This window comes from Bradyrhizobium sp. SZCCHNS1022, assembly GCF_032484835.1.
In the GTDB taxonomy this organism is placed as follows: Bacteria; Pseudomonadota; Alphaproteobacteria; order Rhizobiales; family Xanthobacteraceae; genus Bradyrhizobium.
The window spans coordinates 50907-65681 of record NZ_JAUETT010000007.1; the positions used below are offsets into that span (position 1 = coordinate 50907).

The following is a 14775-nucleotide window of genomic DNA, read 5'->3' on the forward strand; positions in this document are numbered from 1 at the left end:
ACGCATGGACGCGATCAACCCGTTGCTCTTATCGGTCGAGGACCTCTCGGTGACGTTCCACCAGCAGGGTCGGACGTCACTCGCCGTCGATCACGTCTCGTTCGATATCAAGCGCGGGGAATGCGTGGCGCTGGTCGGCGAATCCGGCTCCGGCAAATCGGTCAGCGCGCTGTCGATCCTGAGGCTGCTGCCCTATCCGGTGGCGTCGCATCCGTCAGGCACCATCCGCTTCAACGGGCGCGACCTGCTCACGCTGTCCGACCGGGAGATCCGGGAGATCCGCGGCAGTGATATTTCCATCATCTTCCAGGAGCCCATGACCTCGCTCAATCCGCTGCATACGATCGAGCGGCAGATTACCGAGATCATTCACCTCCACCGGCCGATGTCGAACAGCGCTGCACGGGCGCGGACGCTGGAACTGTTGACACAGGTCGGCATCCCTGAGCCGGAGACGCGGCTCGGTTCCTATCCGCACCAGCTCTCCGGCGGCCAGCGCCAGCGCGTGATGATCGCGATGGCGCTCGCCAATGAGCCGGATCTCTTGATCGCCGACGAGCCGACCACCGCGCTCGACGTCACCGTGCAGGCGCAGATCCTGACGCTGCTCGCGGACATCCGCGCCCGGCTCGGCATGAGCCTGCTGTTCATCACCCATGATCTCGGCATCGTCCGCCGCATCGCCGATCGCGTCTGCGTCATGAATGGCGGCAAGATCGTCGAGCAGGGCCCGGTCGAGCAGGTCTTTTCGACGCCGAAACATCCTTACACCAAGGCGCTGCTCGCGGCCGAGCCCAAGCCGGATCCGGCGCCGCCGCGACCCAATGCGCCGGAAGTGATGTCGGCCAAGGATCTCAAGGTCTGGTTTCCGATCAAGCGTGGCCTGTTCCGCTCGACCGTGGGGCATATCAAGGCGGTCGATGGCGTCAGCATCGCGGTGCGCAAGGGCGAGACGCTCGGCGTCGTCGGCGAATCCGGTTCCGGCAAGACCACGCTGGGGCTGGCGCTGTTGCGGCTGATCTCGTCGGATGGACCGATCGTGTTTCTCGGCCGAAACATTCAGGGCCTCAAGTTCAAGGACGTCCGTCCGTTCCGCCGCGACATGCAGGTTGTGTTCCAGGATCCCTTCGGTTCACTCAGCCCGCGCATGTCGGTCGGCGACATCATCGCCGAGGGCTTGAGCGTCCACCAGCCGAACCTGTCGGACGAGGAGCGTGAGGCGCGCGTGATCAAGGCGCTCAAGGACGTCGGGCTCGATCCTGAGACACGCTTCCGCTATCCGCATGAATTCTCCGGCGGCCAGCGCCAGCGCATCTCGATTGCGCGCGCCGTGGTGCTGGAGCCGAGCTTCGTGGTGCTGGACGAGCCGACCTCTGCGCTCGACATGCTGTTCCAGTCGCAGATGGTCGATCTGTTGCGCGAGCTGCAGCGCAAGCACGACCTGACCTATATGTTCATCTCGCACGATCTGCGCGTGGTCGCAGCGCTGGCCAGCCATCTCATCGTGATGCGTGACGGCAAGGTGGTCGAGGAGGGGGCGGCTGTCGAACTGTTCAAGAATCCGAAGTCGGACTACACGCGCGCGCTGTTCGCGGCCGCCTTCCGCAACGAGGCCGCCAGCGGCGGCGCGGTCGCGACTTAGGAACTTGGGCCCTGTAACGATCGTCGGGTCCTTGCTCAGGTCCGCCCGATCTCCGTTCGCGAAATAGCGAACGGACAGCTGGAGCTTTACCTCAGCTATACCTCATCCTAAGGTAGCGTCAGGTCGGCGCTCTGCGGCGCGCGCGGTGGTGTGGGGGATGCCATGTTTACCCGAGTCGCGACGATGATCGCTCTAACGCTTTTCGCCGTTGGCCTGAGCGCATGTGGTTGGGTCACACCGGCGTTCGATCCGCTGGCGCGGTCGCCTTACGACACGGGAATCTTTGTCAATCGCATCGCAAACCAGGTGAAATGCGAGCTCGGCAAAGCCGTCTACGACGTCATCATGGAGTATCAGGAGAAAGACGCCAATCCCGTCGGATGGCTTGCAACATGGGGCGCGAAGGCGACCCTCAAGATCATCGTTGAAGAGCAAAGCAATCTCAGTCCCAGCGTGCTCGTAACGCCTCCAGGAACCTTCTCGCTGAACGCAAACGGCTCTTTATCCGCCGATGCCACCCGTACGGAGACGGTCAATTTCTACTTTGTCTTTGCGGACTTGCTCGATCCGAAAACTCATAGGTTGCCCGCTCGAGAGCCGAAACTATGCGAGCATTACAGCGATATCCTGATCGAAAGCGACCTGAAGCTCAAGGAGTGGGTCGAAACCGTGGGGCTGCTCGCGTCAACGCCGAAGACGGTATCCGATCCGTTCAAATCAGGTGGGCCTCTCGACACCACCTCGCACGAGGTCCAGTTCGTCGTGACTTTGACAGGCGGTATCACGCCGATTTGGAAGCTCGTATCCGTAACCGTCAACCCGTCCGGCACATTCTTAGGCGCCACCCGGGCAAGAACGGACGATCTCCTCATTACAATGGGGCCCATGACGTCAATCGCTCCAGGCGGAAGGCCGCTTGTTTCGACGCAAGCGATCGATGCGGCCCATCTCGGTGCTCAAATTCAGGGTATCACCACCGCAATCCAGAGCCTGCCTCGATAATCTGTCCCACCTCGTAGACGAGAGGAGTGCGCACCATGGCTGATAACAATGATATTGCCCAAACCGAAGTCGAAGCCGTTCGTCGAGGATACCAGCGAATAGATCTCTCGACTGAAGAAAAGGCTTTGCCGCATTTTGCGCATCGGAGGCCGTGCGGCGGCGCGGTGCAGAAGGGCGATTGGTGTCTGATGACCAATTGTCGTCCGGATAACACGCTGACCGTTTGTTATTGCGACGGTAACGGCAACTGCGCAAATTGCTATGTTGCGCCCTGTGGGAACTAATGACGCTCGTTTCCTGAGTCTCGCGCTCGCTGAGTCCGAAGGCGCGCAAACGACCGCTCTGGAGCGACGCCAGGGTCGTTTTGACGTGGGGACTTGCTAATACCTGCGACTTGCAGGAAGTTGAGAATTGAGCGGCACTCGCTCGCGAATTTTGGAATCCAGGCTCAAACACCAGCTTCCCATTTTGCGCCGCACCAGCAGTATTGGTGGCTGGTTACCCAGTGCCTTTGCCACCGCAAGCGACGCTCGGTTTCTCTTGTGCCGATCGCGCACGGACGGCTAAACTTGGGCAAAACCAGGAGAGCTTGATGAGACCCTTTCGGGCGTTGCTGTTGCTTGCCTGTAGCGCGCTGCTGATCGCGGCTGCACCCTCGGCTTGGGCCGAGGGAACTTTTGAAATCCCCGCAGGGGCCCATTTCAACAAGGACAAGCTGGCGAGGCTCAGCGAGTTCTTCCGGAACGAAGTGGCGACCGGCAAAATTCCCGGAGCGATCCTGCTGATCCAGCAGCACGGCAAGCCGGTGTATCACGAAGCCTTTGGCGTGCAGGACGTGGTCTCGAAGGCGCCGATCACCGACCACACCATCTTCCGCCTGTTCTCGATGACCAAGGCTATCACCAGCGTGGTCGCGGTGAAGATGCTGGACGAGGGCAAGTTCTCGCTCGACGATCCGGTCGCCAAATACATTCCGTCCTTTGCAAATGTGAAGGTCGGCGTCGAGAAGGAAGCCAGCGACGGGACCAAGACGCTCGAACTGGTGCCGCCGGACCGGCCGCCGACCGTGCTGGACTTGATGCGCCAGACTTCCGGCATCACCTACGGCTTTTATGGTGATAGCCTGGTTCGCAAGGCCTACAGGGGCGCCAATATCTATGCCGGTGATTTCGATCTTGCCGAGTTCGCCGAACGGATCGCCAAACTGCCGCTGCACAATCAACCCGGCGCGCTTTGGCAGTATGGTCATTCCACCGACATCCTGGCGCGGATCATGGAGATCGTGTCCGGGAAGTCCCTGATCGATGTCGAGCGGGAAGAGCTGCTCGATCCGCTCGGCATGAAGGACACCGGGTTCTTCGTCACCGATCCGGAAAAGCAAAAGCTGCTCGCCCAGCCGATGCCCAATGACAGCGATTTCCGGGTAGGTCGTGAAAACAACCCGACCGTCCCAAAGAAGATCATGTATGCCAGCGGCGGCATGGTCTCGACCATGGCGGACTACGCGCGCTTCGCGCAGATGCTGCTGGACGGCGGCAAATTCGAGGGCAAGACCATTCTTAGCCCGCGAGCGTTCAAGCTGCTGACGACTGATCAGGTCGGACCGGATTCGGGCGTCGATCGCGATTTCTTCTACTTCCCCGGCGACGGCTTCGGCTTTGGGCTCGGCCTCGCCGTGCGCACCGATGCGGGCAACGCCACGCCGCCGGCACCAGGCGATCTTGGCGAATTGAAATGGGACGGCGCCAGCGGCTGCTATTTCGTGATCGATCGCAAGCAGGACATGTTCTTCGTTTTGCTCGAGCAGACTCCCTCGGAGCGCCAGCGGATCCAGAAGACGGTGAAGCAGCTGATCTATGAGGCGATGGAGAATTGACGGCACCACACGGCAAGGCCGTCTTGATGTGCGTCAATCTCTCGGTGACCAGAGCTTCTAGTAGTAAGGCGTCCCAACCCGCGTCGGAGGTGACATGATAAAAGCTGTTGCAGAATGGTTGATCGTTGCCGGTCTTGCCACTGGCTTCGCCGCTGCAGCTCAGGCCGAAGACGTCGACATCGGCAAGTCGGAATTTCAGTCTTCGTGTGCGAGTTGTCATGGTGCGGATGGGAAGGGCGGAGGGCCGGTCAGCGCCCAGCTCAAGGTCGCGCCCCCCGATCTGACGCTACTGGCCAAGAAGAACAACGGGGTGTTTCCCACCAACGCGGTTTATGAAACGATCTACGGATCGAAAGCGATCGCCGCTCATGGCTCGCGTGAAATGCCGATCTGGGGACAACGGTTCAACCCCATCGTCAATTTGCCTCACGATGTCGATCCGTATTATTGGAAGCTGGCGGGGCCGCAGCAAAGCCCGGAAGTCGTCGTGCGAACGCGCATTCTCGCCGTCATCGATTATCTCAACCGCATTCAGCAAAAGTAATCGCCAGCCAGCCCGAGAGCTGCAGGTGGTTTGCCCGACGGGCATGCCTTGCCGAAACCTGTCCATCCCTTCGGGAAAAAAGAATCAGCTTGCCTCGTCGGGCAAATCACCGGCATTAATCGTCGCTGTCCCGCCTCCTTCAGGAGGGGCGTTTCGCGACCGTCACGGACGTGGGAAGCGGGATGCGATGGGCGTGTCGGGTTGCAGCGCGGTTCATTCGCGCCGACGAACAATCCCGACGCGCACGACGAAGTCGCGTGGTCCTGGCGCCCCGGTGCTGGCGCTAAGTTGGCGACGATGCTTGCGCATCGCACTGACGACAGGGGCAAGAAAGCCGGTCCCTGGGGAGATCGCGTATAAGCCGTAAAGCCATCGCGCAGGGAAGGCCGGTTGTTCGGCCCGTACCTGTGGTTCTGCCGCGTGCTTTCTCTGCACGCGAGCCATGGGTGCGGTCAGCACCCGGCCTTCCCCATAGGCGTTAAGGTAGCGCGAGCATCGATTGATACTTGCGTTTTCGAGGAGGCTCGCGAAGGTGGCGCCCCAACGCGCGTTTTCTGCGGCGCAAGCAACGGATGGTTGGTTGTGGAATGATTGCTTGCAGCAAGGATGCAACGAGCTGCTGCAGGACCCGCCAAGCGCCAGGCGTCGTTAAGCGGCCTGCGTCCAGTGGGGAGAGTCCTCGAAGTCGCTGGCAAGCGGCTCGAGCAACAGGATGATCAGGAGGTGGGCCAGCAGGTAGGGCTTGGCAGAGCGCGGATCGGTTCCTGGCGGCGTCTTGAGGCCAATCAGACTCTTCAGTCGCTTGAACCCAAGCTCGATCCGCCATCGCAATCGATAGAGCGCAAGCACATCTTTGGTGGAGAACTCGTCCCGCGCGAGCGACGTGATCAGAATGACCCAATCCGCAGCCTCCAAAGTTTCTTTGGAGATGATGCGGTTTTCATCTTTTGCGTCTTGCCGGGCTTTACGCCGAGAAGCAGCAGCCGCACCGGTGGGCTTCTTGATTGCGACCAGACGCATAGCCAGAGGCGCGCCGCCCTTGCGCTTGATCCAAATCTCCCGATCGACCAGTCCGCGCGCCTTCGCGGCACGCAATTGGGCCATCAGATCGAACGGAAGGCCTTTGGCGTCAAGCCAACGTGCGTTCTTCCAGCCCGCTCGGATCAAAACGTCGGCCCCGGCTTCGCGGACGGCCGCAATGCGGTCAGGTTGCAGATAAGCGCGGTCAGCAATGCGGATCTCGTTCTTGACCACTGGTATCCGGTCAAACGTTTCGCCCTCTTGCTGATCTGTCAGCTCGAAGTGACCAAAGCGCTCATAGGGCAGATCAAATGCGCTATGAACGCGCCAAAGCTCACTGTTCTTGCGCGCAGCCGGTCCCGCCTGAGGCACTGTCGTCGCATCGATGATGCGGATCAGGCGGCCTTGGCTCGCCTTCGGAGCTGCCGCAGCGAGCAAGCCCTCCACCAGCACCGCAAACCAATCACCACATTGACGCAGCCGATAGAACAACGCCACGCTGGTGAGGTCGGCAAGGCCAACAGAAGCCGCCCATGCGGCTGTCGATCTCAGCCCTCTTTCACCCAAACAATAGGCCAGCATCAGCCGAAGTAACGTCACCGCATCTGGAATCTGCCGCCGACGCGCGAAGGCCTTCGTCTGGCGCGCAGTTTTCTCGAGCTGCGCAGCCCCGCCCAGCTGCGCAACCACTCTCGTCCAGTCCTCGTTCAGGAGCGATTCGTCTGCCATCCCCTGTTCGAATCACGGCGGATTCCAACACTCAAGCATAAACTTAACGCCTATGCGGCCTTCCCTGCGCCCTCCGCCATTTCGAGGGCCGTCGTTTCGCAAAGCTCGGGCGGATCACGTCGCGAGATCGCAGATGTCTGTCTTGCTGTTTGATAGGTACATAGGGATGACATGGTTCGCGATGCGCGGCACCGATGCCGGTGTCCGTATTGCGAGCCGCCCGGTCGGCGCGATGCACGGCCGGATGACAGGCTTCCGCGAAGCAATTCAAGGCGAAAGCAGGAGGCTTGAATTGCTTCGTTGCTTCGTTGTTTCGTGGCTCGCGATGACGGAGCCAAAGCGCAGGCGGATAAGCCAATTCGGTGTAGCTGGAGGTGAAGGGGCGCATGCCCACATTGCCTCGCGGAGGCCGGCATCGAATGGTGGACACGCTTCGCTCGGCCCAGCCGACGAATCTGCGTGTGCCCTCGGCAGAACGAAGCAGCGTCACGCCCGCTGGAGCAAGTTCGACCGAAGGACAAGGAGACGCGTCGTCGCAGCCATTGTCTCGGCAATGCGCTCACCTATAGGTCAGTTTATCAAATTCTAGTAATGGTTGTGCGACGATCGGCTTGGCCGGCCGCCAATGTTGAGGTGCGCGCCTAGACCGGCTGCAGCGAAAGCGAGCGTCCAACGGGGCGGGCATGAATTCTCGAGGCGCAAGGATCAAACAGGCACTGGAGGCGAGGGCAGTCCGCAAGCAGCATGCATTGGCCCGGGCATTGGGGGTTCACGAGAGTGCGATTACACGATGGAAGGAGGACGGCACAATGACGCTGGACAATGCGATTGCCCTCTGTCGTGAACTGGATATCTCGGCAGATTGGCTATTACTCGGCATCGGTCATATGGATCAGCATAAAGAGCGTAGCGAAGTGGCCCCCGCCCATACGGAGCTGCTTGCGCTCTTATCTCCGGGCGCGGCTGCCGCGCTCATGAAATTCATCAGGTTGGTCGCGGCAGGGCAGAGCTGACCTGGGGAACATTTGAATTGATTGGGGGCGGCTGCTGGTTGTGCCAGGCGCAAGAGCTTGCGACCCGCAAAATTGGAATCAATCGACGTTCAAAAATTACCATCTAAAGTTGAGTTCATCGGGCAATGGCGACGGACGTGAACAATCGCTCTTACCCGATTTGCCCAATGGAGATGAACATGACCTACTATAAGCTTTGGTTGAAGGTGAGCGATGTCTGGACTTACCAGACAAAGTGCACGGGCGATGCGCTTCCGAAGAAGAAGGAGGATCCGCCGGTGGAACTCACGCGTACGGAGGGGCTCAAGCTCAAGTCGAACCACACCTATCGAATCACGAACCTTCAAGACGCCCCTTACGGCCTGTATGTTTGCGAGTCCATCACGGACGAGGGACAGAAAGGCGAATTCAAATACAGCGCGGCAGTTTCGGCAGGACAGGAGGCGGTCGTCATGGATCAAGCTATTGCTGCGAGCACGACGTATACAATCGATTTTCAGAACAACACACCAGACACCTGGACCTTGAGCGTCTATCAGACGCTGCCCGCTTCGCCCGGGCTCAAGAGCCTGTCTTGGAAGCAGACGACGGTGCCGAAAAGCGGTGAATCTGGTGTCCAGTGGAACATCAACTATCTCGTCGGCGTCGCAAACTACAAGCAGAGCGGGGGGAAAGGCGTCTACAAGGCCTCGCAGAAGCTCGGTACTCAACTGGGGCAGAAATGGGCCTGTCGTTTCGAATCCGGCGCTCAGCAACTGTTCGAGGACGGCGGCGCCAATCCGGGGCAAGTTCTGATCCAGAACAAGTCGGGTGAGCTCGCGAATCTCGGCATCGGGATGGACGGGGATCTGGCACTGGTGCAGTCCAACGTTTACTCCGGAAATGGCGCGCAGTTCGAGGTCGCGCCGGTTTACTGGGTCGCCCTGTACAAGGACGTCGTGCAAGGTGAGGTGATTTCAGGCAATCAGGTCCACGGGCCGCTGCAGGTCGTGTTTCCGGGCGGCGTGACGCAATTGACCTACGAAGCCTATATCGACGGGAGCGAATTCGTGTTCGGCCTGCAGGGCGGCAAGGCCTTGCGTGCGCCGCTCGATCAGGTGGAGCAGCGGCTTCGCATGCTGAGTGCAGCCTGAAGGGCCGGGTTCACAACTGCAAGAAATACTCCCCGCTGGCCTTCGCCAGCGGGGTTAAACGTCGGGTCTGCAGAGTGAGCCAGCCCTCAGAGACGACGTTGCGTCGCTTTCATGCAGGCGGCGGCTCTACAGCCGCTTGATCGCCAGGACCTCGCTGCCGCCGGCCTTGATGCGTGCGATGGCATCCTGCGTGGTCTCGATCGCGGTCGCCATGTGATAGGCGTTGGCATGCACGATGCTCTCCGGATCGCGCACGATCGCGACATGCCCCTTCCAGAAGATGAGGTCGCCGCGCTGCAGGGTCATCGCTTCGGAGCCATCGAGCGGCCGCCCGAGCGCGGCCTGCTGCATGTCGCTGTCGCGCGGGCAGGCCAAGCCTGCCGCATTCAGCGAGAGCTGAACGAGGCCCGAGCAATCGATGCCGAGGCTGCTCTTGCCGCCCCACAGATAAGGCGTGCCGACGAAGCGCTCGGCCACTGCGACGTAGTCGGGCTCGATCGCATCAAGCACGGCGATATGCTGCTTCGGCAGATGCAAGCCGTCGTGCGTGATCGCAAATGCAGCATCCTCTCGCGTCACAGCGATCCGCGATCCCAGCACCAGGGTCTCGCTCGGCGGCAGCTTGATCGAAGGACCGGGGAAAGCGAACGTGCGGAGTGCCGCAATCTTGTGCGTCGGCGCTGCAGCCGGCTTAGCGAGCGCGGCATCGGGCAGCCAACCGACATAGCCGTCGCTGTCAAGCTGCCCCCAGGCCCAGCCTTCGGCGTTGCGGTCGTAGATCGTGACCCGCTCGCCGCGCAGCGCCTGGGTCAACAGGGCGGCGTTCGAAAACGGGTGCTCGCGCATGTCGGCGAGCGCAGCGGCCACTTCGAAGCTCTCGCCCTCGACGAAGCGCGCGGCGCTGACTTGGCCTTGGAGATGCTTGGCCGCGATGTCGCCGCGCGCGGGTGTGAGACGCGGATCAGCCATAGCGCTCGCTCAAGAGCTTGTAGAGTGCCCGCGCGCCCTGGCATTCGCCGCCTTCGGGCCGCCCCGGCTTGGCCGATGGCGTCCAGGCATAGATGTCGAGATGCAGCCAGCTCTTGGCATGCTCGACGAAGCGCTGCAGGAACAGCGCGCAGGTGATCGAGCCGGCAAAGCCGTTGGACGGCGCGTTGTTGATCGTTGCGACTTTCGAATCCAGCCAGGAGTCGTAAGGCGCCCATAGCGGCATCCGCCATAGCGGATCGTTCTCGGCCGCCGCGCAGCGCGCGACATCGGCTGCGAGCGCGTCATCCTGCGTGTAGAACGGCGGCAGCTCGGGGCCGAGCGCAACGCGCGCGGCACCCGTCAAGGTGCCCATGTCGATCAAGAGATCGGGCTTTTCCTCGTCGGCAAAAGCGAGCGCGTCGGCGAGGACCAGGCGGCCTTCCGCATCGGTGTTGCCGATCTCGACCGTGACGCCCTTGCGCGAGGGGAACACATCGAGCGGACGGAAGGCGCTGCCGGACACCGCGTTCTCGACCGCGGGGATCAGCACGCGCAGCCGCACCTTCAACTTCGCGCCCATCACCATCTGGGCCAGCGCCAGCACATTGGCGGCACCGCCCATGTCCTTTTTCATCAGCAGCATGCCGCTCGAGGTCTTGAGATCCAGGCCGCCGGAATCGAAACAGACGCCCTTGCCGACCAGGGTGACCTTGGGATGGGCCGGATCGCCCCAGACGAGCTCGATCAGGCGTGGTGCTCGGGTCGAGGCCATACCGACGGCGTGGATCAAGGGAAAGTTCTGCTGCACGAGTTCGTCGCCGACGATGCAGCTGAAGCTCGCGCCGTGACGTTCGGCGAGCTGCTGCGCGGCCAGCGCCAATTCGGCCGGCCCCATGTCATTGGAGGGCGTGTTGACGAGATCGCGGGCGAGCGCGGCGGCCTCGGCGATGCGCGTCAGTTCGGCAGCATCGGTTCCGTCAGGCAGTGCGAGCCGGACCTCGGACCCATCCGCCTTGCGATAACGGCTGAAGCGGTAACTGCCGAGTGCGAAGGCGAGCGCCGCCAGACGCGCATCATGCGGCTGGTTGGCGAAGCGATACGTGCCCGCCGGCAGCAGGCCGGCCAATGCGCCCGGCCGGAACAAATCCCGGTGTTTGGCCGCATCATCCTCGAGCCCGAACAGCACCTGCGCGATCTGGCCGTCAGGCGCAGGCAGGACCAGGCAGGCGCCGGGCTTCGCGGCAAAACCGTTGGCGTCGGCAAACTGCCGCGCTTGCGGCCCAAGCCCGTCCCGGATCGTCGGCCAGGTCGATTTGGTGACGAAGGTGATGGGGCGAGCCGTCGCGGTGGCGGCAGTGTCGAATACGGATGGCATGTCTTACAAATCCTCAGAACCGACCGGCGCAGATGGCAGGTAGACTTCGCAGAGTTCGATGGGGCCTGCAATCGCCATGATGAGACGCCCGGTTGCCGCTTTTGCTCCGGTCGTCGGAAGGAACAACGGATGATCCTCGAGGCCTATGTCAGATGCTTCGTCGATCCCGATGCACTCGCGCGGACGCTGGCCTTCTACAAGGACCTGCTCGGCGGCCGAGAGACCTTGCGCTTTGCCTATCCGGAAGCGGGCCTGGAGCTTGCCGCGGTGTCGTCGCCGCACCTGTCGGTGCTGGTGATCGCGGGCGAGAAGGAAAAGCGCAAACCGTTCGAAGCGACGAGCCTGACCATCAAGGTTTCCGACCTCGCACACTACGCGGCCGTTCTGCGCCAGAATGGGGCTGTCGAACTCGACCCCATCCAGGCCACTCCGGTCGGACATAAGATGCGGTATCGCCACGCCGACGGGATGGTTGTGGAGTACGTCGCCCACAATGCCTGATATAGAGGCGACGCGCGCAAACGCGGGGAGGATCGGCCCGGCAAAAATGGCAGCGTTAACCGCCTATTAGCGTTAACAGTTTATTGCTGGCGCGTCTGGTCCGATCGTCTCCCGAGTCCATGTGACATGCGTCAGCAGCCTTCTACCGTCCGGCTCCTTGCCTCCGCGGCCCTGACCGCGCTCCTTGCTGCCGGGCTCGGCGGCTGCCAGACCATGTCCGACGTCACAGGCTCCTTACGGACGAGGACCGAGCAGCCGCCCGCCAGCCCGCAACAGGCGATCGAGGTCTACGGCGATCGCTACCGCGCCAACCCCAAGGACGCCAACACGGCGATTGCCTATGGCCAGGCGCTGCGCACCAACGGTCAGCGCGAGCAGGCGGTCGCCGTCCTCGAACAGGCGACACTTGCCAATCCCGGCAACAAGGCGGTCCTTGCGGCTTACGGACGGGCGCTGGCCGACAACGGCAATTTCAAGCTGGCCTTCGACGTGCTGTCGCGCGCCCATTCGCCTGACAACCCGGATTGGAAGCTCTTGTCCGTACAGGGCACGGTGCTCGACCAGATGGGACGTCATGACGAGGCACGGCGCTACTACGAGAGCGCGCTGAAGATCGTGCCGGGCGAGCCTTCGGTGTTGTCCAATCTCGGCCTGTCCTACATGCTGGCGAAGGATCTGCCCAAGGCCGAAGAGGTCTTACGGCAAGCCTATGGGTCGCAGCGCGCGGATGCGCGCGTCAGGCAGAATCTGGCGCTGGTGGTCGGACTGCAAGGCCGCTTCGGCGAGGCCGAACAAATCGCCAGGGCTGATCTCCCGCCCGAGGAGGCGGCGGCCAACGTGGCTTATCTCAAGCAGATGCTGCAGGGCAAAGGCAAGCCGCAGAACGGTCGTGGCGCTCCGGTGGCCTCGCTCGATCGGCCGGACTGATCCCCGTTTTCGATCACCCCTACGGCGCGAAATCGCTGTGCCGGGACCGAAGGATCGGCCGACGAATTGCCAGCCGATCTTTTATTGCATGGCCGCAATCTTGATGCCGGTCGGCCCGAGAATCACGACAAACAAGACCGGCAGGAAGAAGACGATCATCGGCACCGTCAGTTTCGGCGGCAGCGCGGCGGCTTTCTTCTCGGCCTCGTTCATGCGCATGTCGCGGTTTTCCTGCGCCATCACCCGTAGGGATTGGCTGAGCGGCGTGCCGTAACGCTCCGACTGTTGAAGGGCAAGGCAGACCGACTTCACGCCGTCGAGTCCAGTACGCCGGGCGAGGTTTTCGTAGGCCACCTTGCGGTCCTGCAGATAGGAGAGTTCGGCCGTGGTCAGCGTGAATTCCTCGGACAAAGCGATCGACTGGCCGGTGATTTCCGTGGACACCCTGCGGAACGCCGCCTCGATCGACATGCCGGATTCGATGCAGATCAGGAGCAGGTCCAGCGCGTCAGGAAAGGCTCGTTTGATCGAGAGCTGGCGCTTGGTGATCGCGTTCTTCAGGAACAGCATCGGCGCCTGCAGCCCCAGATAGGCCATGCCGACGCAGATGCCGACCTTGACCGGCAGCGTTTTCTCCATATGGGCGATGACGAAGACGTAGAGCACCGAGCCCACAAACAGCACGATCGGCGTCACGGCGCGCGCAAACAGGAAAGTGATGTAGGGGGCCTGGCCGCGATAGCCGGCCATCACGAGCTTCTCGCGCGCCGCTTCCTGGGCGAGCCATTTGGTGAGGTTGAAGTCGTCGACCACCTTGGCGACGATCTGCTTCGGCGTTTGTCGGAGCGAGACCCTCTCGCCGCTGGCGAGCCGCTCGCGCTCGCGCTGCCGGAGCCGCTCACGTTCGCTGGCGACGGCCTTCATGCGCTTGTTGAGGTTTTCGCCAGCGAATAGCGGGGTGATCAGCGTGTAGACCGTCGCGCTCGCCGCGATCGCGGCGAACAGCATGGTCATGAAGTGCGGATCATGAAGCTTGCTGACGAGGAAATCGACCATGATGCGCCCTCAGAAATCGAAGTTGATCATTTTCTTCATGACCATGATGCCCATCGACATCCAGATCACGCAACCGACCAGCATGAGTTGGCCGGTCGGATGGGTCCACAACAGCGAGATGTAGCCGGGCGTGGACAGGTAGACCAGCAACATCACGATCGGCGGCAGCGAGCCGATGATGCCGGCGGAAGCCTTGGCTTCCATGGACATCGCCTGGATCTTCTCGGCCATTTTCTTGCGGTCGCGCAGCACCTTCGAGAGGTTACCAAGCGCTTCGGACAGATTGCCGCCCGACTTCTGTTGGATCGCGATGACGATGCCGAAGAAGTTTGCCTCGGGCAGCGGCATCCGATCATAGAGCCGGGCGCAGGCTTCGCCGAGCGGCATGCCGATCGCCTGGGTTTCGATGATGGCCAGGAATTCGCTGCGCAGCGGCTCCGGCGAGTCCGCAGCGACCACCTTGATCGATTCGAACAGCGGCAGGCCGGCCTTGATACCTCGAACGATCACGTCGACGGCGTCGGGCAGCGCAGCCAGGAATTGCTTCTCGCGCCGCTTCTTCAGGAAGCTCAGCGCCCAGCGCGGCAGGCCGAACCCGGCGGCAAAGCCGAGGCCAAGCGCGCCGAGCAGGCCGCCGCCGGCGAAGAACGCGATCGCGCAGGTGGCGATGCCGAGAACGCCCGAAATGATCCAGAATTTCTGCTCGGTCAGGTCGAGCCCGGCCTGCGAGATGCGCATGCTGAGCGGTACCTTGGTCCGCTGCTGCGCGCGCGCCTCGAGGTCCTTGAGTGATGATTCGACCTGTTCGCGGCGCGAACGCTGGGTTCGCTCGGCTTGGCGGACCACCGGCTCCTGCTTGGCGACCGAACTCCGACGTGCTTCGGCTTTCCGCTCACCCGAGAGGATCGGATAGAGGAAGACCCAGGCAATGCCGCCGATCGCGGTGGCGGCAAGAAAGGCGAGGGCGAGGACCTGCAGCTTCATCGTG

14 protein-coding genes are annotated in these 14775 nt (G+C 62.0%); 9 read left to right on the forward strand and 5 right to left on the reverse strand.

The annotated features are described in order from the left end of the window. Positions 1 to 4 precede the first annotated feature (4 nt). From QX071_RS30525 to QX071_RS30545, 5 genes are all read left to right on the forward strand, one after another. Positions 5 to 1642, forward strand: a complete 1638-nt coding sequence (locus QX071_RS30525; protein ID WP_315728231.1) for an ABC transporter ATP-binding protein — start codon at positions 5 to 7, stop codon at positions 1640 to 1642. A 162-nt stretch (positions 1643 to 1804) separates the two neighbouring features. Next, positions 1805 to 2644 (forward strand): hypothetical protein, encoded by an 840-nt coding sequence (locus tag QX071_RS30530; RefSeq protein WP_315702924.1) that lies wholly within the window; start codon positions 1805 to 1807, stop codon positions 2642 to 2644. A gap of 35 nt (positions 2645 to 2679) precedes the next feature. After that, positions 2680 to 2928 carry a hypothetical protein gene (locus tag QX071_RS30535; protein WP_315702925.1) on the forward strand — a complete coding sequence of 83 codons (249 nt, stop codon included), beginning with the start codon at positions 2680 to 2682 and terminating at the stop codon, positions 2926 to 2928. 308 nt (positions 2929 to 3236) lie between these two features. Beyond that, positions 3237 to 4520 carry a serine hydrolase domain-containing protein gene (locus tag QX071_RS30540; RefSeq protein WP_315728233.1) on the forward strand — a complete coding sequence of 428 codons (1284 nt, stop codon included), beginning with the start codon at positions 3237 to 3239 and terminating at the stop codon, positions 4518 to 4520. 94 nt (positions 4521 to 4614) lie between these two features. Next, complete coding sequence (locus QX071_RS30545; RefSeq protein ID WP_315702927.1) at positions 4615 to 5064, forward strand: cytochrome c; 450 nt, start codon at positions 4615 to 4617, stop codon at positions 5062 to 5064. 648 nt (positions 5065 to 5712) lie between these two features. Here the strand turns inward: QX071_RS30545 and QX071_RS30550 are convergent. Further along, on the reverse strand, positions 5713 to 6813 hold the full coding sequence (locus QX071_RS30550) for an IS4 family transposase (RefSeq protein ID WP_315701243.1): 1101 nt from the start codon (positions 6811 to 6813) through the stop codon (positions 5713 to 5715). A gap of 683 nt (positions 6814 to 7496) precedes the next feature. Here QX071_RS30550 and QX071_RS30555 point away from each other — a divergent pair. Together QX071_RS30555 and QX071_RS30560 are read left to right on the forward strand one after the other, a co-directional pair. Next, positions 7497 to 7826, forward strand: coding sequence for a helix-turn-helix transcriptional regulator (locus QX071_RS30555; RefSeq protein ID WP_315702928.1), 330 nt, complete (start codon positions 7497 to 7499; stop codon positions 7824 to 7826). Positions 7827 to 8005: 179 nt separating this feature from the next. Beyond that, complete coding sequence (locus tag QX071_RS30560; protein WP_315702929.1) at positions 8006 to 8959, forward strand: hypothetical protein; 954 nt, start codon at positions 8006 to 8008, stop codon at positions 8957 to 8959. Between the two features lie 126 nt (positions 8960 to 9085). On the opposite strand, the gene QX071_RS30565 is transcribed toward QX071_RS30560, so the two are convergent. Then, positions 9086 to 9928 carry a C40 family peptidase gene (locus QX071_RS30565; RefSeq protein WP_315728235.1) on the reverse strand — a complete coding sequence of 281 codons (843 nt, stop codon included), beginning with the start codon at positions 9926 to 9928 and terminating at the stop codon, positions 9086 to 9088. Then, on the reverse strand, positions 9921 to 11303 hold the full coding sequence (locus tag QX071_RS30570; protein ID WP_315702931.1) for a leucyl aminopeptidase family protein: 1383 nt from the start codon (positions 11301 to 11303) through the stop codon (positions 9921 to 9923). The genes QX071_RS30565 and QX071_RS30570 overlap by 8 nt, the downstream gene beginning before the upstream one ends. A gap of 129 nt (positions 11304 to 11432) precedes the next feature. On the opposite strand from QX071_RS30570, the gene QX071_RS30575 reads away from it, so the two are divergent. Continuing rightward, positions 11433 to 11804 carry a VOC family protein gene (locus QX071_RS30575; protein ID WP_315702932.1) on the forward strand — a complete coding sequence of 124 codons (372 nt, stop codon included), beginning with the start codon at positions 11433 to 11435 and terminating at the stop codon, positions 11802 to 11804. A 126-nt stretch (positions 11805 to 11930) separates the two neighbouring features. Beyond that, positions 11931 to 12731, forward strand: coding sequence for a tetratricopeptide repeat protein (locus QX071_RS30580; RefSeq protein WP_315702933.1), 801 nt, complete (start codon positions 11931 to 11933; stop codon positions 12729 to 12731). Between the two features lie 81 nt (positions 12732 to 12812). On the opposite strand, the gene QX071_RS30585 is transcribed toward QX071_RS30580, so the two are convergent. After that, positions 12813 to 13787, reverse strand: a complete 975-nt coding sequence (locus tag QX071_RS30585; RefSeq protein WP_315702934.1) for a type II secretion system F family protein — start codon at positions 13785 to 13787, stop codon at positions 12813 to 12815. Between the two features lie 9 nt (positions 13788 to 13796). Then, the gene (locus QX071_RS30590; protein WP_315702935.1) at positions 13797 to 14771 is read right to left on the reverse strand and encodes a type II secretion system F family protein; all 975 of its coding nucleotides are present in this window, start codon (positions 14769 to 14771) and stop codon (positions 13797 to 13799) included. Between the last annotated feature and the right edge of the window lie 4 nt (positions 14772 to 14775).

Bases quoted from the DNA above. Each gene is read 5' to 3' on its own strand.
- QX071_RS30560 (WP_315702929.1), top strand. From the start codon at position 8,006: ATGACCTACTATAAGCTTTGGTTGAAGGTGAGCGATGTCTGGACTTAC.
- QX071_RS30525 (WP_315728231.1), top strand. From the start codon at position 5: ATGGACGCGATCAACCCGTTGCTCTTATCGGTCGAGGACCTCTCGGTG.
- QX071_RS30545 (WP_315702927.1), top strand. From the start codon at position 4,615: ATGATAAAAGCTGTTGCAGAATGGTTGATCGTTGCCGGTCTTGCCACT.
- QX071_RS30530 (WP_315702924.1), top strand. From the start codon at position 1,805: ATGTTTACCCGAGTCGCGACGATGATCGCTCTAACGCTTTTCGCCGTT.
- QX071_RS30535 (WP_315702925.1), top strand. From the start codon at position 2,680: ATGGCTGATAACAATGATATTGCCCAAACCGAAGTCGAAGCCGTTCGT.
- QX071_RS30550 (WP_315701243.1), bottom strand. From the start codon at position 6,813: ATGGCAGACGAATCGCTCCTGAACGAGGACTGGACGAGAGTGGTTGCG.
- QX071_RS30570 (WP_315702931.1), bottom strand. From the start codon at position 11,303: ATGCCATCCGTATTCGACACTGCCGCCACCGCGACGGCTCGCCCCATC.
- QX071_RS30565 (WP_315728235.1), bottom strand. From the start codon at position 9,928: ATGGCTGATCCGCGTCTCACACCCGCGCGCGGCGACATCGCGGCCAAG.
- QX071_RS30555 (WP_315702928.1), top strand. From the start codon at position 7,497: ATGAATTCTCGAGGCGCAAGGATCAAACAGGCACTGGAGGCGAGGGCA.
- QX071_RS30580 (WP_315702933.1), top strand. From the start codon at position 11,931: ATGCGTCAGCAGCCTTCTACCGTCCGGCTCCTTGCCTCCGCGGCCCTG.
- QX071_RS30590 (WP_315702935.1), bottom strand. From the start codon at position 14,771: ATGAAGCTGCAGGTCCTCGCCCTCGCCTTTCTTGCCGCCACCGCGATC.
- QX071_RS30575 (WP_315702932.1), top strand. From the start codon at position 11,433: ATGATCCTCGAGGCCTATGTCAGATGCTTCGTCGATCCCGATGCACTC.
- QX071_RS30585 (WP_315702934.1), bottom strand. From the start codon at position 13,787: ATGGTCGATTTCCTCGTCAGCAAGCTTCATGATCCGCACTTCATGACC.
- QX071_RS30540 (WP_315728233.1), top strand. From the start codon at position 3,237: ATGAGACCCTTTCGGGCGTTGCTGTTGCTTGCCTGTAGCGCGCTGCTG.